Consider the following 22,799-nt stretch of genomic DNA (forward strand, 5'->3'; position numbering starts at 1 on the left):
GGGCAGCTTGATTCACTGTATGCTGTTAAGACTGTGATTTATGATCCTTATTGCGATGAACTGTTGTTCAAATCTTTGATTTGTTGAACGGCTTTGTCCATTGCTGCTTTTGGATCTACACCCTTATCCCAAATTTCTGGAAGCGCTGCATTTACAGGGCTCCAAACGTTACCCATTTCAGGGATAGAAGGCATTGGTTGGGAACTCTTAGCTTGTGCTGCAAAAGCGGACACGAATGGATCATTAACGATTTGTGGATCAAGAAGCGCCTCGTTGTTTGTAGGAACAGAACCGATCGTTTTGTTCAGTAACAATTGAGCGTCTTTGCTTGAAGCAAAATGAGCGTACAATTTAGCAGCATTCGGATATTGAGTAAACGAGTTAACTGCGAAAATTTTGATACCAGAGAATGTAATAGCTGTTTTGCCATTTACTGTAGGGATCGGTGCGATACCAAGGTTATCTCCAAGAGCTGCTTTGTATCCTCCAAGCTCCCAAGGACCAGTGATATCCATCGCTACATCACCTGAGTTGAACAAGCTGCGTTTGATATCACTATTGATATCTCCGCTCTTAATTGGCAATGCTTCTTTCATTTTCACAAATTCTTTAAGTCCTGCAACAGCTCCTTCATTAGCAAGTCCGATGTCATCTTTATCTGTACCGTCCTTACCGAATAGATATCCACCATCAGAAGCGATAAACATGTAGTTGAAGTACAGGTTTCCTACTTCCCACATAATTCCGTATCTGTTCTTGGATTTATCTGTGAATGTTTTGCTGAAAGCAAGAACATCGTCGAAAGACTTAGGTGCTTCTTTAACAAGTGATTTATTGTAGAACAATGCATAAGTTTCTGCTGCTCTTGGGTAGCCATACAATTCGCCATCGTACGAAGACCCGATAATTGAAGCTTCAGTATTGCTAGCTTTTGTTTCTTCACCGAAGACGTCATTAGGAAGAACCAAGCTCGCACTTGCCGCTTTACCTAAGTTGTCGTGAGGGATAAGAACAACGTCTGCTGCTAATCCTGAAGGACCATCTTGCGTAAGTTTAGTTACTTGATCTGGTGGTGCCAACTCTTCAATCTTGACTGGAACGTTATATTTTGCTGTGAACTGCTTAGCAATTTCATCTGCGAATGGTCTTTCTTCCTTACTTTCCCATACAACTAGTGTCGCTCCATCTTCAGGTACAATTTCTTCTGTTGCTGCTGCATCTGTGGTCTCTGGCGCTGCAGTCTCTGTAGTGTTGTTAGCAGCATTAGTAGCTTTTGCTGCATTGTTTCCCCCGGCATTCCCATTGTTGCTCGAACCACACGCTGTAACGGACAGTGCCATAGAGACAGCAGCGGTGATAACCATCACTTTTTTTAACTTCATTACTTTAACCCCTCCCAATTTTAAAAAAGCATAAGATGATAAAATAGTAGAGCTAGAAATTTGCGCAAACGATTTCAGAAAAGCTAAAAAAAAAGTTATTCTTTTAGCTCGCTCCTTCTTGAGATGCAATTCGCAGTGCAAGAAAGCGCTTCATTCATGAATACATCATACAACAGTATCGTTTGTTTTTAAAAACGTTTGCACATACCATATTTGACCATTTTCCATTAATTTATAAACACTATAGGCATTTATCTCCATTTTTCACATGATATCTTTTAATTAATCGATAATTCATGTGTTTAAAAATGGAATTGTTATTTTATTTGCCCCTCATATCCCACAAATTCACTTTTCCTATAGATTTACAATTATCTGAGAGTAGAAACGCTCATATACTCAAGTGAAAATTTGTGCAATGGTTTGAACAAGAGTATTGAAAGCCCTTTTATTCCATGCTATAATCCAAATCGTTAAGAGGCAACCCAACATGAATCATTTCATCTATTGTCTGCCTCCTGTTCTATATAACTAAAAGGCAATGTTACTTATGAAAGGTACAACCTCGGACAAGCTACTTCGCGGCGGTTGTGCCTCTTTGTTATGTGCAAGTTTGCCTCATCATTTGCGCATGTTGCATAAAAAATTGTGCAACCAATAACAATAGCGACATTCTAAACCCCACGCGCTGTGGTGAATGGTTCGGGAAAGTATCGCTTACAAAACTTAAGCGTATGCTTTTGAGGTAGTTTTGCCGAAGCTGGTCTTACAAAACTTTAGGAGGACTTATTCATGTTACTGGAAGCTGTGTACCATCGCCCGCGGTTAAATTGGTCTTATGCCTATAATGAGAGTACGATTCACTTGCGTCTCCGCGCTAAAAAAGGGGATTTAACAGAAGTATTTGCTTTTGCAGGGGATAAGTACACTTGGGATACCACGAAAGAGCTAATTCCCATGACCCTCTTCACCTCTGATGCGATGTTCGATTATTGGGAATGTGCTTCAGTTCCCATCTATCGCCGATTGAAATACGGATTCTTACTGCAAAAGGATAACGAGAAGGTTTGGATGACCGAAAATGATTTTCAAACGAACCGGCCAGAAAATCCAAACAAGCTTTTCGAGTTCCCATTTATTAACCCTGTTGATGTGTTCACTCCACCTGCCTGGGTAAAGGATGCTGTTTTCTATCAGATCTTCCCTGAACGCTTTGCAAATGGCGACCCTAGCCTTGATCCAAAAGATGTTCAGCCATGGGGAGCAGAGCCAACACCAACCAACTTTTTTGGCGGCGATCTGCAAGGGGTTATTGATCATCTGGATCATCTTAACGAGCTTGGCATCAATGCTATTTATTTCACACCACTCTTCACTGCAACTACTAATCATAAATACGATACAGAAGATTACATGAAAGTTGATCCGCATTTCGGGGATATTGCAACGTTAAAAAAACTCGTCGAACTCTGCCATAAACGTGGTATTCGTGTGCTGTTAGACGCAGTATTCAACCACTCCGGTGGAACCTTCGCTCCATTTTTAGATGTTCAGGAAAAGGGAGAAGACTCCATTTACAAAGACTGGTTCCATATTCGCGAGTTTCCACTTCAGGTTGTAAAGGGGATTCCTACTTATGATACTTTTGCCTTTGAACCACATATGCCAAAGCTTAATACCGAACATCCTGAAGTTAAAGAGTACTTACTGAAGGTCGCTGAATTCTGGATTACAGAAGTTGGAATCGATGGTTGGCGCCTTGACGTCGCCAATGAAGTAGATCATGATTTCTGGCGTGAATTCCGCAAGGTGGTAAAGCGCGCTAATCCTGAGGCTTACATCCTTGGAGAAATCTGGCATGAGTCTGCTCCGTGGCTGGAGGGTGATAAATTCGATGCTGTCATGAACTATCCCTTCACTGATGCCGTCTTAGACTTTTTTGTTCACGGTAACCTTGATGCAGAGGGATTTGCCAACTCTATTGGCCGGCAGTTATCGCGTTACCCACTGCAAGCAAGTGAAGTTGCCTTCAATCTGTTAGATAGTCATGACACTCCACGCTTACTTACGCTGGCTGAGGGCGACAAAAATAAAATGCGATTAGCTGCACTATTCCAGTTCACCTTTATGGGTACTCCTTGTATCTATTATGGCGACGAGTTCGGAATGGACGGTGAGGGTGACCCAGGTTGTCGTAAATGCATGGAGTGGAACCCTGAGAAGCAGGATCGTGATCTATTCGAATTCTATCGTCAGCTCATTCAAATCCGCAATGAACAACCTGCACTTCGTACGGGGACATTTACTTTCTTAGAGGCAGGTCGACAAGGCAGTAAGATAGCCTACGAGCGCCGATTGGATCTTGAGACTATAGTTGTACTGATCAATAGCGAAGAGACCGCTCAAACGTTCCGTATTGACGTAGACGAGCGAAATTGGGAGAACTTGTTCACGGCCGATACAGTGCGTGCTGAGCGTGGCAAGCTGAACGTGAAGATGCCTGCTTATGGTTTCGCTATACTTAAAGCAATCAACTAGATTTAAATGCCTTTGGCCGTATAAAACATAACAAAACAGGGTATCTCACTAGCTATGATAGCTGTGGGATACCCTGTTTTCTATTAGAGATGACTAAGAATGACTGTCACATTACTAGCCAATTACTAATACTTCGGTGCACTATCAATCAGCACACCGAAGTACAGTTTACTTGCTCAGTAGTGTATAAATAATCTGTGCGCTTTCGGCGCGGGTCATCCACCCTTTTGGAGCAAATTGATTGTTCTCTCTGCCTTGCAGAAGCCCTAGACCTGCTGCTGTCTTCACGTAGCTATCTGCCCACTTGCTAATGCTAGATGCATCTGCAAATGTCGTGACACCCACTGCTGGTTCGATCTTCTTACCAGACTTCACTTCAAGCGCACGGATCACCATGATAGCCATTTCCTCACGGGTAATGGATGCATTCGGCGCAAAATTATCCTTGCTTCGACCACTAACAATGCCCAGCTTAGACGCTGTTGCTACGTATGATGAATACCATGCATCTGACTTGATATCAGTAAATTGAACCGGCCCTTCCGCATTTAAACCAAGTGCACGAACTAGTAATGCGGTAAATTCCGCACGACTAACATTGCTCTTCGGATTAAATTCGGTTGTCATAACCCCTGAAACAATTTGTTTTGCAGCAAGAGACTGAATGGCATGGAATGCCCAATAAGTAGTTGGAACATCCTTAAACGACTTCACAATCTCAAGTACGGCATATTTACTAAAGTGCGTGACTTGTGTGGATATCACGTCTCCCTTCAGCTGTCCACCTACGTACTCAAGCTCGCCATTATCGCCTAAATAGTAAATCCCCAATAGATCTTTATTCGATTGACCTTTAATCTTAAACGATATTGTGATTGGCTCATCGAACTTCTTAACTACAATCCGGGTACCATCTTTCTTCAGAATGCTAAGTCTCAGTTCAAACACATCGGAAAGCGAAGTTACGGTCCCCACCTCTTTGTTTAAACCATCGACTAATGCTTTTGTAGCAGACTGGACCAATGGTTTCAGCTCCAACAGGATATGAGCACCTTCCGCATCCACACCTGAAGCTAAACTTGGTATTGTGCTTAACAGTTTGTTAGGGATAGTAACCAATAGATCCCCCACTTTAAATACTAGGTCATTAGATCCCAATGTTTTTGCTGCTTGCAACGGTAACAATACCGCTGTCTTACCTGCAGCAATAACAATCTCTACCTTACCCTCTTTCACGTTCTTTAAGCTATCCTCACTGACAACTTGCATATCAGCAGGAGTTGTTGGGCTAACTGCCACGCTTCCAGAAGTTGGTGAATTTGTCACTTCAGGCGACGGCGTTGGTGTTGGTGTTACTTCTGGCGACACTGTTGGTGTCGGTGTTGCTTCTGGCGACACTGTTGGTGTCGGTGTTGCTTCTGGCGACACTGTTGGTGTCGGTGTTGCTTCTGGCGACACTGTTGGTGTTGGTGTTGTTTCTGGTCTCTTCGTTGGTGTTGGCGTTGCTTCTGGCGACACTGTTGGTGTCGGTGTTGCCTCTGGTGACGCCGTTGGTGTTGGTGTCGGCGTTACATCCGATGCCTCTACCAGAATAACCGTACCCCCATCATCTCTACCTGGTAGATCAATGATTACTTTTTGATCTTCGGATACCGTGTATGTTTTACCGCTGTACTCATCCTTCACAGATGAATTGGCAGCAAACGGTACCGGAATCGTTACGGATTCCTCACTTGTCTTAGTGTTAATAACCGTCACGACGTTCTCATTATCGTAAGACTTATTGAAGGCTAAATAACCTAAATCATCTGAACCTGCCAGCTTCGTGCGCGTACCTTTGGAATACACTTTGGAGTATTTTGCACGGATATTCAACAGCTTCTGATAATGATCATGAAGTGGCTTTTCTGCAGTCAACTGATCCCAAGGCATATCTTTACGGTTCTCGCTGAACTCACCTTTAGACATGTCTCCTGCATTTTTGCCCGATTTCCCCAGTTCTTCTCCGTAGTAAATGACTGGCTGTCCCTTGGCTGTGATTTGCAGAGCGGCTGCGATTTTCAGCTTGCCTTTATCTCCATCCACATAATTAGACAAGAAGCCATCCTCATCATGACTACTCAGGAATTGAGCCATCATCTTCGTGTTATCAATCTTTAACTCTCGTTCCTGCAAATAGGAATCAACACTGTTAACTTTACCATCAGTAAAGTCTTTCGCAGCATCATTAAATCCAAAATCAAGCAGTCCGTCCATCTGGCCTGTTTCGAGCATTCCACCATTGCTATCAATGGTTCCGCCAAAGTATTCACCGGTCATTTTGAAGTTTGGATCAATTGAAGTCAGTGCATTTTTAAATGCTTTCCAAGTTGTATCTTCTACATGTTTGACTGTATCCACACGGAAATAGTCAATCGTATCTCCACGTTCCGTCCGAGCGTTATCTAACCACCCTGTTTGCCAAGCGATAATTTTTTCACGAACGGCTGGATCTTCCGTTTTGAAATCCGGCAATCCTGCAAGCTCGCCTTTGATTGGATCTGTATCCGCGGATACACCATCCGTACGAAGCATTCCTTCAAAACGTGCTTTATCCTCAGCTGTAATCGTCGGCTCTTTATCCTCAACCTTTAAACCGTAGCCCGTATGATTGAGTACAACGTCGACCATGATCTTGATGCCCTTGTCATGTGCCTTTTCGATCAATTCCTTGAAAGTCTCCATATCACCAAGATGCTCGTCGAGCTTTGTAAAGTCCTTGGCCCAATAGCCATGATATCCGTATTGTTTGAAGCCATCACCTTTATTAAAATCAATATTATCTACAATTGGCGTAATCCAAAGCGTGTTAATACCAAGTTCTTGCAAATAATCGAGATTGTCGATCATTCCTCGGAAATCACCACCGTGGTATGCTTCCAGTTGATCTTTATCTACATTCTCATTATTTGTTGGATCTCCGTCTTTGAAGCGGTCTGTAAGCGCGAAGTATATACGAGCCTCATCCCAATCAAAATCCAGCTTATCACCTGTGTAGGTTCTCGCTTTTACCTCGAGTTTAGCATTTTCTTTATGTGAATTTCCGTACTGATCCACGAGCGTAATCGGAATATTTTTGATCCCCGCTGACACCGTGTCCTTCACAGCAACTGTCTGTTTCATCAGCCCCGTATCCAGCTTAACTTTGCTTGGTCCACCAAGATTGGTTAAATCCATGTATCCCTCTGAATATGTTACCTCCTCTGAAGTCACTACATTGATGGTTACAACCGCATTCTGATTAGATGTAACTGCTTCCGGATTCACGGATGTCGTAATCTTAACGTCAGGAATATGATACACAACAATAGATTCATCATTCACTGTATTCTTAGGATCTGTAAATTCAGTAGTGATTCCGTTTTTCGTGATCAAGAACGTATACTTATACGTACCTTCTACTAAATCAGTCAACGTGTAAGTGAACCACTCGTTAGCGGAATCATAAACCATTGGATATGTTTTTCCATTCACTTTTACTTTTGCAGCTGTGATCGCATCCATATTTCCATTACGGAACAAGGCATCATCGCGATATCTAAAAGTAATCGTTCCATCCTTAAGGATAGGACCGCTAATACTTGGTTTGATATCAAACTCCTTCACCCCGCTAGTTACATTCACTTTAGTGAATAATTCACCAGGCGTCAGCGGAATGATACGGTCATCTCCGTAGGGGTCCTTAATCGACCAATCGGTACCTTTACGAATGACGAACCCTACACTTGTCGCATTCTCAGCAACCTCAATCAAAACACTCGCTGTGCCATTCTTAAAGGTTGTAAAATCAATCTGATCATTTTTAACTCCTGTATTCCAGACCCAGATGTTCCAATCCTTATAATCCTTATCACTACGGGTATAAGTAAACAGAACATATCTCTTATCCGTAACCTTAACTGTAACGGTTGTAGAAATACCGCCATAAGTAATGGTAATTACAGCTGTTCCATTACCAATTGCCTTCACTTGACCTTTATTGGTTACTGTAGCCACTTCAGGCTTATTGGAAGTATAAGTAGCCAATTGCGTAACATTTCTTCTGCTGTTGTCGTCGTACTTCGCAAAAACAGCTGTTTGATGCGTATTGCCTGCTGCCAGCGTGTAGCTTGCACTATCGGTCTCTATAGAAGTAAGCGTAGCGGCTTCAGCTTCCATTTTGATAATCACTGCAGTCAAAGGATCAAGCTTGATTGAACTCGCATTTAAAATGAAACCACTCTGTTGACTAACCGCAGTAACACCAGCTTCATCATTGTCAACAAGCACCTGACCACTCGTCAAATCCTCCGATAAAGTCAGAGTTCTAGCTGTGCTATCGCCATTCATGAAGACATAATAGATACCTGTGCCATCAGTAGCTTTGTTCGAATAGCCAATGACAAGATCATCGGTCTTCATTTCTGGTGCAGGAATTAGGTTAACATTGGAATCAACCAGATCCTTGTCGCCCAATCGGAATGCATCGGTAGACTTTCTTAATTCCATCAGACCTGACGTATATTTTCTTGTCGTATTCTGTACTGGGAATTGTGATTCATCCGTTGCTTTGGTCCAATCAAACATGTTGACAGCATCCGAAGAATCATACGAATCATGAATAAAATAACCAAAGGATTTGCCTTCACTATCAAACATTTCAGTGTATTTATCCTGAGGAACCGAAGTGCTATTCCATTGCTTGGTACGCCCATATTCCTGGCCTGCATGAATGAAGGCAGTGCCTTGGGAGGTTAGAACAAGCATGTTTCCAAGTCTAATCCGTTTCTGGATTTCAAGCTCATTCTTCTCAATGGCAGGATCTTTCTTGATCGTTTGTGCAATAACATCGTGCAGCGTCAGGTTATCATGCGCTTCGATGTACGGAACGATATCACCTGGATCATCAGCAGGCGTATTTGAGGGCTCCGCCTTAATATTGTTAAAGATTGTCGCTATTGGACGCGCTCCGCCTGTAATAAATCTAGGTTGACCTTCGGAACCATAACCAGATTTCAATTCATTGCGGAATTCGTCAGAGAAAACACCGACGCTATCCGTTTTATCCATCCAGTCCTGATCTGCCCCTTTTCCAGCAAGGGAAGGATCAGCTGCGGCACCGCCGAATGTTCTCCAGCCTTCACCGATAAAAAGTGCCTTCGGATTAATTTCTGCCGCGGCATCATAAGCATTCTGAACAGCCTCCGCTGTCGCATCGCCCATCATATCCCAGCGCATTCCATCTATCTTGTACTCTTCAAACCAGTATTTCACGGAATCAACCATCAACTTCTCAGCCATTTTATGGTTAGTGGCCAGATTGTTTCCGAAACCTCCGATAAAGTTGCCATTTGCATCTTGGAACGCGTAGTAATTAGGTACGATGTCGTTTAAGAATTCTTTTTTAGCCATATGTGTGTACACTACATCCAGAATGACACCCATTCCAGCTTCATGTACGGCGTCAATCAAACCTTTTAATTCTTTAATCCGTGCCTCAGGATCAGCAGGTTTCTGCGAATAAGCACCATCTGGAGAGAAGTAGTTGTGAGGATCATATCCCCAGTTGTATTCATTGTTTTTAGCGGAATATTCTGTTTCTCTAGTCCCCATCTTCGTCTCATCCCCGTAATACCAAGCCATTACAGGAAGTAATTGAATATGAGTTACACCGAGAGATTTAATATAATCGAGCTTCTTTTCAAAAGCGCTATAAGAGCCCCATCTTTCGCCACTCAGACTATCTTCGATCGATACATCGGATGTAAAGTCTCTGACGTGGACTTCATAAATGATTGCGTCCTCGCGTTTTTCGTAGCCTTTAATATCAGCATAACCAAAGGTATCCGGGTTCGTCAGTCTTAAATCAACGATAGCCGCTTTACCGACTGTATCCCCGCCAGCACCAGCTGCACCTGTGGTATCCATAGTAAATACCGCCATTGATTTAGCATAAGGATCAAGGACCTTATTGGTTACACCGTCATTCGTCACTTCATATTGATAAAAGAATCCTCTTACATCGTTAGTAGTCGTGCCTGTCAAATCAGTCGGCTTCAAATCAACCGACCAGACCCCTTGATCTCCACTCGTTAAGTCAACACTGCCCACAAGCACGTTGGAGTCATTCTTATCGTACACATTTACGACAACCGAGCTAGCTTTAGGAGCCCACAATTTTAACGTGGCTGTTTTGTCAGCGTTGTACGTAGCCCCTAGATCATCTCCTGTATAATTGTACATTTCATCAAGCATTCTCCAACCACTAGCCGCAGAGACCGTTTTGCCTGAATAAGTAACGCTAAGCGGAACTTTATCCAGATCAAAGGCTTTTGTATCAACTTCAATTGAAGTTTTGCTAGTAATGGTTACAGCCGATACAGGAATAGCAACACCGTCTTTATCTTTAACGGTAATCTCATTCTTCAATGCTGCTGCATCCAAGCCGTCAGTTAACGTGAAACCAAGAAGGATTTTGCTCGTCGACAACACTTCAGCAGATACTAAACCGATAGGTGTTTCACCAAATGGTGAAACATATACATTGTTGTCTCCTTCTTTTATCCACAGCTGGTTGTAACGATCCAGTAGAGTAAATCCTTTGTCACCGCCGTCTTTATTATCGCCATTCAACGGGTTCACTACGAGAAACCCAATTTTTTTTGCAGCTTCTTTCAATGGAATATCAATATAAGCACCAAAGCGACCTACTTGATCGGCTTGGAATGGAATTGCATCTTTAGGCCAATCCTTAAGTGAAACTGCTACATCTTCCCACAACCACAATCCATACTGACTTTGATTGGAATCTGATCTCATATAATGGATCCGAACGGTATTTGCCGGAAGCTTAACCGGTTCATAAGGCGTAACTACATCAGAGCCTTCTGTGATCCATACTTCATTAGTTTGTGGAGTATTAATCGAGAAGTTCTTATCTCCTCCATCTTTAGCACCACTTGCACGCTGAAGTGCGATGAATGAGATTTTCTTAGCCCCATCCTTAATCGGCACATCAACATATGCACCATAGGAATCCATTTGTCCATCAGGAAAAGGGGTCGCACCCATAGCCCAATCAACAGAAGGGCTTACAACATCACCCCATAACCACAATCCCTTATCGGTGTAATCACTAGCTTTGTAGTGAACACGAATGTGCCCTGCTGGAACAGGTGTAACCTCTACAGGTTCAGTAGGGATTTTATATTCTGCGGTCACACTGTGATCTACAGTATTGTACTTGAAGGTTACCTTAAGATCTAACGGTAGGCTCAACGCTAGATCGCTTTCTGGATAAGACATATCCTCTGCTTCTGTGGCTCCTGGAACAGAAACCTTATATGTGTAATCTCCCTGCGGCACAGTAACAACTCTACTGTACACACCATCAAAATCCGGATCTGTTAATGTGGACAACGCCTCTGCTGGCAGGTTTCCTGTCAATTTAGGCGTAATTGGCGTGTAATACGTAGAATCAGCTATTTTATGAGTGATGTCATTATAATAAAAGGTTACAGTCGTTTCTGTTTCTAGCTTGATGTGGATATCGCCTTTATTATTAACTCCATTAGGATTGGTGTAATTTCCGTAGCCATAACTCTCATCAAAACTATCGTTCAGAGCAACCTTATAATTATATTCTCCTGCTGGCAGAGTCCCAGTAAAAGAATACAACCCATTGTCTGAGTAAGTCATTTGGGTGACTACTGATGTCTCATCCCAATCCTTGCCGGGATTTTCCGCCCCAGTAGAAATAAACTGTGATTGCAAATCACCGACCAAAACTACCTTTGTCGTTTCTGCTGAAACCTTAACTGGGTGTAAGCCGAGACTGGAGAACACAAGAGCAACGATCATGAAGATCGCGAACGTCCTCTTACCCCATAAATTTATTTTCATTTTTGTAAAACCTCCCATAATTATGAATTCTCTTTGTGCAAGCGGATACATAATTTCTCAAACCCCGCCAATTATTCTGAGGTTATGAAATCATGCGTCTTCCTTCTGTGGTTGGAGAAGGTCTATGTGTGCGGCTCGTCAAACCGGATTAACAGCATCACCATCCTTATCAAAGTAAAAGAACATCACAAAAATCATGAAATCAGTGCAAACGTTTGCAATAAGTCGTGCACAAACCTAAGTACATAAAATTCATTCCTTAACACAACTGATATCGATCCAAAATCGCCCAATGTAAACGCTTGCTATATTTTGATTTACATACTAATGCTGTATTTATGGTATTGTCAACCAGTATTTTTATGTGTTTAACGAACTCAAATTATCATAAAAGTAAAAATAAAGAAAAGTAAACCTGATAATCCCATTTAAGATTTGTCCTTTTTTTTGAATGTCTCTCTAATTCCATTCCTCGAATCAAATTGTTCCAAAAAATTTAAGCCACACGTTTGCATTTACGAAATGCTCCTCTCAAAGAAATCGGATATCTTTTATACATATTAAGATCAATCTTGCTAAATCATTCATACTTTTTTGGTGAAAACAAACAATTTTACACATAAATTTCTAATACTCTTTCCAAAAGTAGCAATATTGCCCTTCCAAATGACTTTATCTATTTACAATTTAGAACTCTTAGATTAATATTACTGTGTAAAGCAAACGGTTCCATAAGGAGGTTTCTATGACAGTTACCATTAAGGATGTGGCCAAGAAAGCGGGAGTATCTCCCTCCACGGTATCCCGGGTATTGTCCAATCACCCCAGAATCAGCCTGGAAACTTCCCGCAAGGTCAAAGCTATTATGGAAGATATGGGCTATACACCTAACATGATGGCTAAGAGTCTAGTGTCGAAAACTACAAATAGTATATGCTTCAGTCTTCCTAAACCAGCTGAAGAGCTGTTCTCAAATCTATTTTTTATGGAATTAATCCGAGGGATCGTCACACAAGCTAGCCGTTCCGGCTACGACGTGTTAATTAGCTCCGGAGCAAACGAGAAGGAAGAATTGGAAGCCGTTTCAAGACTTCTAAAGGGTCGTCGAGTAGATGGTGTTATTCTACTTTACTCTCGTACAGATGATGCTGTTATTGATTTTCTAGAGAGTAACGATTATCCATTCGTACTGGTAGGCCGAAGTGATCGATATGAGAATATTTTATCTGTCGATAACGATAATGTGATGGCAGCATATGATGCTACAAACCACCTCATTTCAATGGGTCATGAACGTATTGGCTTCGTAAGTGGACCGCCTAATCTAATTGTTTCTCGCGATCGTCTCGCAGGATACCGTAAAGCACTGCTGAATAGCGGTCTTGAAATGCGTGATGAATGGATTGTAGAAGGTGAATTTCTACAGGATAGCGGATATAGAGCGATGTCTTTTTTCATGAATTTGCCTAATCGGCCTACTGCTCTAGTTGCAGTGGATGATATGGTATCGTTCGGAATTTTACGCGGATTGAATGAGCTGAAATACAAAGTGCCTGACGATCTCGCTATTGTGAGCTTTAACAATATTCCATTATCTGAATTATCCAGCCCTCCGATCAGTAGTATTGATATTGGAATTTATCATCTTGGCTACACTGCATCTCAGGTACTTATCCAGAATATCAAGAGTCCGAATCACGATGCTGGTTATACAAACCGATTTGTTATTCCACATCGCTTGATCGTGAGAGAGTCATCCATGTACTCTCATGCTAAGAACAAAACCGAATGAATAAGTGAAGCGATCAACGCTTCATTTATTTTTTGAAAATCTGTACAAACGTTTGCGCTAAATTACTAAAACTTCTTGATCCAGTTCTTTTCAGGGTGAATATTCGAATCTGAGGTTAAGATAAACTTAACATCTTTAGCAAAGCTTATACGAATTGAAAGCAAATTCAGATACGATTACCCAATGGATCACGATACTGTCACAAATTTTAGGAGGTACTACAATGACGGAAATTAAAGCCTGCTTGTTCGATTTGGATGGTGTTATCGTTGATACTGCCAAATACCATTATATCGCATGGAAAGAGCTTGCAGATGGATTAGGGTTTCTCTTCACAGAACAAGATAACGAACGTCTTAAAGGAGTCAGCAGAACTGCCTCGCTAAATATTTTGCTGGAAATCGGCGGACTAACTATCGATGAAGAAGAGAAAGCTAAGCTTGCGGAACAAAAGAATAATCGATATGTCGAATATATTGCGAAAATGGACAGCTCAGAGATTTTGCCAGGTGCACTTGATTTTCTGAAAGAGTGCCGTGAGAATGGCATCAAAGTTGCCCTCGGGTCTGCTAGTAAGAACGCAATGACGATATTAAATAATACCGGATTGACCCCTTACTTTGATGCAATCATCGATGGCACACACACAAGTGCTGCTAAACCTGATCCGGAAGTTTTTCTTTTAGGAGCTAAAGCACTTGGCGCTGATCCTAGACACTGTGTTGTCTTCGAAGATGCAGAAGCAGGAATTGAAGCTGCGTCGCGTGCTGGAATGTTCAGCGTTGGTATTGGTTCACCGGAAACGCTCAATGCGGCGAACATCGTCGTTCCATCGCTCGCTCATATGAGTGTGTCACAACTCAAAAAATCTTTTGCTTAAAGTCTAACGAACATTAATCAACTGAAAGTGTTAATGTGATTCGCCCTGCTGCATTCCACTTATAAATGAAATATGTATATCTAGAGGTACGCTTGAAGTGGAGATGGCGAAAGGATTGTGTAGAAGCGCTAGCGTTCGCCTTTGTCCCCAGATGCTCACCTTTAATTCTTCAAATTTAAGCATCTGGGGACAACAGCGATCGGAACAACCTTTCGCCAGCGGAGCGACTCACAAGCACCAAAGTAGAGATATAGTTCATTATATATCCCCACAACATATTTAAAGGAGCCGGTTATCGTGAAACAATATTTAACAATTGATGAATGGTCCATTATTGAAGAATCCTTTGATCCACAGACACAAGAAATCTCTGAAAGTGTATTTAGCCTTGGCAACGGATTTATGGGTGGTCGAGCTAATTTTGAAGAGCAATATAGTGGAAGTAGCCTACAAGGCAGCTACATGGCTGGCGTTTACTATCCTGACAAAACACGGGTCGGCTGGTGGAAGAACGGCTATCCTGAATATTTTGCTAAAGTACTGAACAGCACAAACTGGATCGGTATTAACATCGACATTGAAGGAACTCCTTTAGACCTGGCAAAATGTACGGTTTCCGATTTCCGTCGTGTTCTTAACATGAAGGAAGGTACGCTTTCCCGTTGTTTCACTGCCACACTCGAAGATGGTAAGGAAGTTAAAGTTGAGAGTATCCGATTCGTCAGCATGACTCGTCAAGAAATCGGTGCTATTCGTTACTCCATCATTCCTGTGAATTTCTCAGGCAAGATTACGATCACTCCTTATCTCGACGGTGACGTGAAGAACAAGGATTCCAACTACGACGAGAAATTCTGGAATGAAGTTGAGAAGCAAGCAGGCACTGAAGGTGGACACCTCACCCTTAAGACTAAAAAGCTCGATTTCCATGTAACCTCTGCTATGGCTTTTGATATCCTTATCAACGGTGAGAAAGTCAACGCTGATGCTGAAGCCATTGAACAAGAGAAATATGTAGCCAGCAAAATGAATGTATCCGTACAATCTGGCGATCAAGTCGTCATTTATAAATATGTTGCTAACGTAACCTCGCGTAATCACGGTCTTGGACAATTGGTCGATGCCGCTCAAACTGCTTTGCAAGCTGCTAAGGAAGCTGGTTTTGTAACCCTTCTGACAGAACAAATAGAAGCTTGGAGAGAGAAATGGAAAGAAAGCGACATCATTATTGAAGGTGACGTTTCAGCACAACAAGCGATTCGCTTCAATATTTTCCAGCTAAACCAAACCTACAATGGTGAAGATGACCGTCTGAACATTGGACCTAAAGGCTTTACAGGTGAAAAATACGGCGGCAGCACTTACTGGGATACAGAGGCGTATTGCGTTCCCTTCTATCTCAGTACAGCAGACTCCTCTATTGCTCGCAACCTGTTGATCTACCGTTACAAGCATTTGGAGAAGGCTAAGGAAAATGCTCGTAAGCTTGGTTTCGCAAAAGGCGCATTGTACCCAATGGTTACAATGAATGGCGAAGAGTGTCACAATGAGTGGGAAATTACATTTGAAGAAATTCACCGTAACGGTGCCATTGCTTATGCGATTTACAACTATGTGAACTACACAGGAGACAAAGCTTATCTTGGTCAATATGGCCTTGAGGTTCTGGTGGAAATCTCCCGCTTCTGGGAAGAACGTGTTCACTATGCCAATCGTAAAGACAAATACGTGATGCTTGGCGTAACGGGACCTAATGAATATGAAAATAACGTAAATAATAACTGGTACACCAACCGGATGGCTTCCTGGACTATGGAATATACCTTAGAAGCTCTGGATTATCTGAAAAAGAACGAATCCACACGCTATGCAGAACTAGTTGACAAACTAGGACTCCAAGAGAGCGAAACTGCAAAATGGAATGATATCATTGCCAAAATGTATTATCCTGCAGATGAAGAACTGGGTATCTTCTTGCAACAAGATGGCTTCCTAGATAAAGAGATTATTCAAGTCAAGGATCTGGCAGCTGAGAACCTGCCACTAAACCAAAAATGGTCTTGGGATCGTATCCTTCGTTCTTGCTTCATTAAACAAGCAGACGTTCTGCAGGGATTATATTTCCTAGGAGACCGCTACGATCTGGATACCAAAAAACGGAATTTCGACTTTTACGAGCCAATCACTGTTCATGAGTCCTCCCTATCCCCTTGTATCCACTCTATTCTAGCCAGCGAACTAGGATATAAGGATAAGGCTTATGAAATGTACTTGCGTACTTCAAGACTGGATCTTGATAACTATAACAATGATACCGAAGACGGCTTACACAGCACTAGTATGGCCGGTACTTGGATGTCAATCGTACATGGCTTCGGCGGATTACGTGTTCATGATGGCAGACTGACTCTAAGCCCATCGAACCCAGGTCACTGGACAGCGTACTCTTTCAAAATCATGTTCCGCGGCTCCCGTCTAAAAGTAAGCGTTTCGGACGCACAGGTTACGGTTACGAATGAAACTGATATTCCAGCTTCTATTACTATCTATGACAAAGAATATACTGTGAACGGACTAAGCAGCATCACTGCTGACAGCAATTCCGTCACAGTATAAACCGACACCACAAGAGACCCTTTGAAGCCAATAGCTTTTTAGGGTCTCTTTATTTTTTTCCTAAATGGATAACTTATATAAGGAGTGATTATTAATGAAAAGAACCTTTTGGAAGGAAGCTGTCGTTTATCAAATTTATCCACGCAGCTTTCAAGATAGTAATGGTGACGGTATTGGAGATCTGCAAGGCATCATTTCACGTCTGGATTATTTGCAGAAGCTCGGTGTCGATGTAGTTTGGTTGTCACCAGTATATAAATCGCCAAATGATGATAATGGTTATGACATCAGCGATTACGAAGATATTATGGATGAGTTCGGCACGCTAAAAGACTGGGAGGAACTACTGACTGGACTGCATGATCGTGGCATTAAGCTAATGATGGATCTTGTAATCAACCACTCTTCTGATGAACATCAATGGTTCGTAGAGTCCCGTTCGTCAAAAGATAATCCATACCGTGATTACTACATATGGCGTCCAGGTGGACCGAATGGCGAACGTCCAAACAATTGGAGTTCCATATTCAGCGGTCCGGCTTGGGAACTAGATGAGACTACCGGTGAATACTATCTACATCTGTTCTCACGCAAGCAACCGGATCTCAACTGGGACAATCCAAAGCTGCGCGATGAATTATACAAGATGATTACCTTCTGGCTCGACAAGGGTGTGGATGGATTGCGGATGGACGTCATTAATTTGATTTCTAAAGCAGAAGGGCTACCTTCCTTCCAAATCGAGGGCGAGGCGCCAGAGGAACTTGCTTGGGGTGGCGATTACTTTATGAATGGCCCCCGAGTCCATGAGTTTTTACATGAAATGAACCAAAAGGTTCTTTCAAGCTATGACATTATGACCGTCGGGGAAACGCCAGGGGCTTCAGTAGAGGATGCCGTTCTTTATACAGACGAAGATCGTGAAGAACTTCAAATGGTATTCCAATTCGAGCATATGGACGTAGATTCCGGCCCAGGAGGCAAATGGGATGTAGCCCCATGGACATTAACTAAACTGCGCGACATACTTCATAAATGGCAGGTCGGTCTGGCTGACAAGGGTTGGAATAGTCTGTACTTAAACAATCATGACCAGCCGCGTATGGTTTCACGATTTGGTGATGATGGGAAGTATCGCGTAATATCTGCCAAAATGCTCGCTACCTTACTACATACACTTAAAGGCACCCCTTATATTTACCAAGGTGAAGAAATTGGGATGACGAATGTAAAATTCACAACGCTGGAAGATTATAAAGACATCGAAATTCTGAATATGTACCGTGAAAAAGTAACTGAGGGTGGTGCAGATCATGAAACGATTCTAAACGCTATCCATGTCAAAGGCCGAGACAACGCCCGTACCCCGATGCAATGGGATGCATCTGCTAATGCTGGATTTTCAGAAGGAGAACCATGGCTCAAAGTAAATCCGATTTACAAGGAAATTAATGTGGAGCAAGCATTGGCAGACTCTGATTCAATCTTCTACTACTACCAGGAATTAATTGCTTTACGCAAAAAAAATCCGATTATGGTATATGGAGAATATAAGCTGCTACTGCCTGATCATGAGAACCTTTATGCTTATACAAGAACTTTAGAGGATGAACAATGGCTGATCCTGCTCAACTTCAACGAGGCTCCTCAAACCGTTGATCTCTCCGCTGAGCTGAGCACCGCTACTGATTTAATCATTGGAAATTACCCGGATGAATCACCCACACGAGAAATTCTGCGTCCTTACGAAGCAAGAGTGTACAGATTACAAAGCTGACTCTCTTCACCTTCCTGAGTTATACTATATAGGATGATTTTGTTAAGATCATTCTTCCATCAGCAACCTGTCATTAGAGAGCAAGGAATAACAGGATTTGCAAATGGTGGCATGATAGTATGAACTCAAAGGGAGATGGCAGGCTTGGAATGGCTTATCCGCATGAAAGAAGCTTTAGATTATATGGAGAGCAAAATGGAGGAAACCTTTAATATAGAAGATATAGCAAAGGTTGCTTATTCCTCCCCTTTTCACTTCCAGCGTATGTTCTACATGCTCACCGGAGTATCAGTCAAAGACTATATCCGTAAACGGAAACTAACTCTGGCGGCACAGGAACTCGCTATTTCTAAAGTTAAGGTGCTAGATGTCTCATTAAAATACGGATATGACTCTCCCGAGTCGTTTGCCAAAGCATTCCGCAAAGCACATGGAATTACTCCTTCTGCTGCGCGTGAGTCAGGGGTACAGCTCAAAGCCTTCCCTAGACTCTCCTTCCATCTATCACTGAAGGGAGATAAAGAAATGGACTACAGAATTGAGACAAGAGACGCTTTTAATGTTATCGGACTAGTAGAGGAAATGACAACGAAAGATGGGGAGAATTTACGCCGTATCCCCCAGCTGTGGATTGAAGCTAACGAAAATGGTACGTCGGATAAGCTGATTGAGATCGGTGTTGATAAGGACATCCTTGGTATTTGTAAAGATTTTAATCACGAAAAAGAAACCTTCTCCTATTGGATTGCTGTCGAAGCCTCTCCAGAGACGGACGCTCAGGGCTTTGCTTCTACGACGATACCAGCTGCGAGTTGGGCTGTGTTCACCTCAGTAGGGCCAATGCCGAATGCTATTCAGCAAGCATGGTCACGGATCTTTCAGGAGTGGTTCCCTGCAACAGGCTATGAGCATACAGGAGGACCCGAGTTTGAGCTATACCTTCCGGGAAGACCTGATGCAGAGGATTATCGCTGCGAGATCTGGATACCGGTTATGAAAAAAAATTAATGCTTACTTAGACTATTCGGAATTCCGGATAGTCTTTCTTTCTTTCAGAATTTCTACGATTTCATTTTGAGAATCGGCTTAATCTTGGTATAATAAATAGATTATGTGATTCAATAATGACTATTGTCGTCCGATTATCGGTGAAGGAGAAATTCATGTCTACTGTAAAAATATTTTCAGACAGCACTTCCGATTTGCCTCAAGGCTGGAAGGATACTTTTAATATCGGCATCGTTCCCCTTTACGTAGTATTTGAAGAAGGAACCTACAAAGATGGTGAAGATATCACACCAGAAGAAGTGTATCGCCGTGTCGCAGCAAGCGGAGTATTGCCAAAGACGGCCGCGCCTTCGCCAGCTGACTTTATCGCCGCTTTTCATCCGGTAATTAGCCGTGGAGATGATATTGTATATATCAGTCTCTCCTCATCACTATCCTCTACATATCAGAATGCACTTTTGGCTGCTGGGGAATTCCCAGAGGGGCGTGTACAGGTTATTGATTCACAGACCTTATGTGGAGGCATCGCTCTTCTCGTTATGAAAGCTGTCAGAGCCGCTGAAAAAGGTTACAGTGCCATTGAGATTGCAGCTATGCTGAAGCAGAGTCGTAATCTTGTAGAAACAGAATTCGTGGTAGATACGCTAGATTACTTATATATGGGTGGACGCTGTTCAGGTATGCAGAATTTCATCGGTAGTCTGCTAAAAATTCGTCCTGTTCTTAGACTTGTAGACGGCAGCATCGTACCTACTAGTAAAATTCGTGGCAAAAAAGAAAAAGCCGTGGAACAAATGCTCCAGAACGCCTTGGTTAACGTCGATCGGATGGATAAAGAGCTGCTCATTGTTGTTCATACCTTAGCGGAAGAAGATGCTCGCTATCTAGAGACAGCGATACGAGAGAAAACTCAAGTGAATGAGATCGCTATCCTCAACGCAGGTTGTGTTATTGGTAGCCATTGTGGCCCACATACTGTAGGTCTCATGTATATGCTTCAAGATTAATAATCTAACGCAAATCTCCGGTCATTGCTTCGTAAGTCAATGAACCGGGGATTTGTGCGTTTACCCCTCCTGATTTGAAGTTGAATTTAACTCGACCTCTTTTTTTATGAAGGGTAACATAAACCGGAACGTTGAACCTTTATTCTCTTCACTTTCTACAAAGATTGTCCCACCCATCAGCTCAACCAACTGCTTACAAATAGCGAGTCCCAACCCTGTACCGCCATATTTACGGTTGATGATCGGGTGCAGCTGTGAGAAGGATTGAAATAATAAATTGAGTTTATTATCGGCAATCCCAACACCTGTATCACGGACAGAGAATTCCAATAAATATTCTTTTGAATCCGAAAGTGGAATGTTCTTAACCGATAGTGTAACGCTCCCATGTTCTGTGAATTTCAGAGCATTGCCTACCAGATTGACAATAATCTGTCGCAAACGGATTGGATCAGCCAGTAACGTTGTTGGAACACTCGTATCCGCCCACCACCGCAAGGCCAGCTTCTTCTCTTCGGCTTTAGGCGTAAATAAATCAATGATGTCCGATATCATCTCTCGAAGTTCAAACGATTCGGTTTGCAGCGGCATTTTACCCGCTTCCATCTTGCTGAAATCAAGAATGTCATTCAAGATCTGTAAAAGCGTGTAACTACAGCTTCGTAAAATCTCGACATACCCCCGCTGTTCTTCTCCAAGATCAGTTTCAAGTAAAAGATCTGACATCCCTATCATTCCATTCATCGGTGTCCGAATTTCATGACTCATCATCGCTAAGAAGTCAGATTTGGCTTGCGCCGCCTGTTCTGCAGATTCTTTAGCGCGAACGATTTCTTTCGCATTCGTGATATCACTAAAAGCAATAACTGCTCCTGAGATCATCCCCCCATCCATAAGAGGCGACACCCGATAATTGACAAAAAAGCTGGTTCCATCCTTACGCCAGAAGATCTCATCGTCTTTCCTGCGGATAATTCCATCTGCAATTGTAAGACTAATCTGACAATCAGGGGTTGAATAACGTGACCCATCGCCTTGGATTTGATGAATATATTCCATCAGCTTCAGGCCAACCAATTCTGTAGGCTGGTAACCTAACATATCTGCTCCCTCACGGTTAATAAAGAGCGTTCGCCCTATATTATCTAGTACGAATATTCCAGCTGAGACGGAGTTCAGAATAAGGTTCGCTCGTTTATCTTCGACTTCAGCAGCAAAAGTAGATTTGAAGTTTGACTCTAGTTCTACCTTATCCGATAATTTAGCATGAAAAGAATCTGCTAATGCGTTTAGCCAGTCATGTAACCCTTCCGAATAATGATGATAGTTGCTGTTATCCACTTGTATGATCGCGAATACCCCGACAATTCCCTCGTCTATCGTTATAGGAATAAAGTTTCCCTTCACAACGTCCGCTTTGGGATTGTTCAGATCTTGCAATTCAAAGCTAGAGGGATTCCCTTGCAGGGCAGCCTCAAAACTTGCTACATCAACAAGGTATATTCTTTTAAGTGCTGTCAGACCTATATCTTGGAACGATGCTTCTGCACTGGATTCTAGATAGAACGTACGATTCGTTCCTACGCAGCGACCTTGCCGATCCAACACAAATATCAAATTAGGATGATGGTCATATAACGATTTATAAGCGCTCTCTTCCGAAAGCAATCGTATTAAAATGGACGTCCAGTCTTTATCCACAATTCATTTCACCTCAGGCTCTCTCATCCATTATCATTACCCTAAAATGAACGGAAATCATCTTAAATTTTAAATTCTTCTATTTTGATCATTATAGCAAATATACTTTAATCAGTCGCAGATAAACACCAAATCCCCCTTTAGAACCCAGCCACGATGATTTACACATCGTACTGAG

10 protein-coding genes are annotated in these 22,799 nt (G+C 42.4%); 7 read left to right on the forward strand and 3 right to left on the reverse strand.

Features of this window, described 5'->3' with window-relative positions:
* Positions 1-47: 47 nt before the first annotated feature.
* Positions 48-1,382 (reverse strand): sugar ABC transporter substrate-binding protein, encoded by a 1,335-nt coding sequence (locus NSQ29_RS18750; protein WP_339269867.1) that lies wholly within the window; start codon positions 1,380-1,382, stop codon positions 48-50.
* A gap of 792 nt (positions 1,383-2,174) precedes the next feature.
* Between NSQ29_RS18750 and NSQ29_RS18755 the strand changes: the two genes are divergently transcribed.
* Entirely contained in the window at positions 2,175-3,920 is a 1,746-nt protein-coding gene (locus tag NSQ29_RS18755) for an alpha-glycosidase (protein ID WP_341125821.1), read from the forward strand.
* 168 nt (positions 3,921-4,088) lie between these two features.
* Here the strand turns inward: NSQ29_RS18755 and NSQ29_RS18760 are convergent, their stop codons facing one another.
* A complete protein-coding gene (locus NSQ29_RS18760; protein WP_341125822.1) occupies positions 4,089-11,840 on the reverse strand; it encodes a pullulanase in 7,752 nt (2,583 codons plus the stop codon).
* Between the two features lie 745 nt (positions 11,841-12,585).
* On the opposite strand from NSQ29_RS18760, the gene NSQ29_RS18765 reads away from it, so the two are divergent.
* From NSQ29_RS18765 to NSQ29_RS18790, 6 genes are all read left to right on the forward strand, one after another.
* Positions 12,586-13,632: a LacI family DNA-binding transcriptional regulator gene (locus NSQ29_RS18765; protein WP_042186323.1), complete on the forward strand. Its 1,047-nt coding sequence runs from the start codon at positions 12,586-12,588 to the stop codon at positions 13,630-13,632.
* A gap of 223 nt (positions 13,633-13,855) precedes the next feature.
* Positions 13,856-14,512, forward strand: coding sequence for a beta-phosphoglucomutase (pgmB, locus tag NSQ29_RS18770; RefSeq protein WP_341125823.1), 657 nt, complete (start codon positions 13,856-13,858; stop codon positions 14,510-14,512).
* Positions 14,513-14,809: 297 nt separating this feature from the next.
* Complete coding sequence (locus NSQ29_RS18775) at positions 14,810-17,128, forward strand: glycoside hydrolase family 65 protein (RefSeq protein ID WP_340968331.1); 2,319 nt, start codon at positions 14,810-14,812, stop codon at positions 17,126-17,128.
* Between the two features lie 94 nt (positions 17,129-17,222).
* Positions 17,223-18,905: a glycoside hydrolase family 13 protein gene (locus NSQ29_RS18780; protein WP_341061575.1), complete on the forward strand. Its 1,683-nt coding sequence runs from the start codon at positions 17,223-17,225 to the stop codon at positions 18,903-18,905.
* 144 nt (positions 18,906-19,049) lie between these two features.
* The gene (locus tag NSQ29_RS18785; protein ID WP_188114583.1) at positions 19,050-19,913 is read left to right on the forward strand and encodes an AraC family transcriptional regulator; all 864 of its coding nucleotides are present in this window, start codon (positions 19,050-19,052) and stop codon (positions 19,911-19,913) included.
* A gap of 155 nt (positions 19,914-20,068) precedes the next feature.
* The gene (locus NSQ29_RS18790) at positions 20,069-20,920 is read left to right on the forward strand and encodes a DegV family protein (RefSeq protein ID WP_076300004.1); all 852 of its coding nucleotides are present in this window, start codon (positions 20,069-20,071) and stop codon (positions 20,918-20,920) included.
* A gap of 60 nt (positions 20,921-20,980) precedes the next feature.
* On the opposite strand, the gene NSQ29_RS18795 is transcribed toward NSQ29_RS18790, so the two are convergent.
* On the reverse strand, positions 20,981-22,621 hold the full coding sequence (locus NSQ29_RS18795; protein ID WP_341125824.1) for a PAS domain-containing sensor histidine kinase: 1,641 nt from the start codon (positions 22,619-22,621) through the stop codon (positions 20,981-20,983).
* Positions 22,622-22,799 lie beyond the last annotated feature (178 nt).

Source organism: Paenibacillus sp. FSL F4-0236, from assembly GCF_038000135.1.
Taxonomy (GTDB): Bacteria; Bacillota; Bacilli; order Paenibacillales; family Paenibacillaceae; genus Paenibacillus_AQ.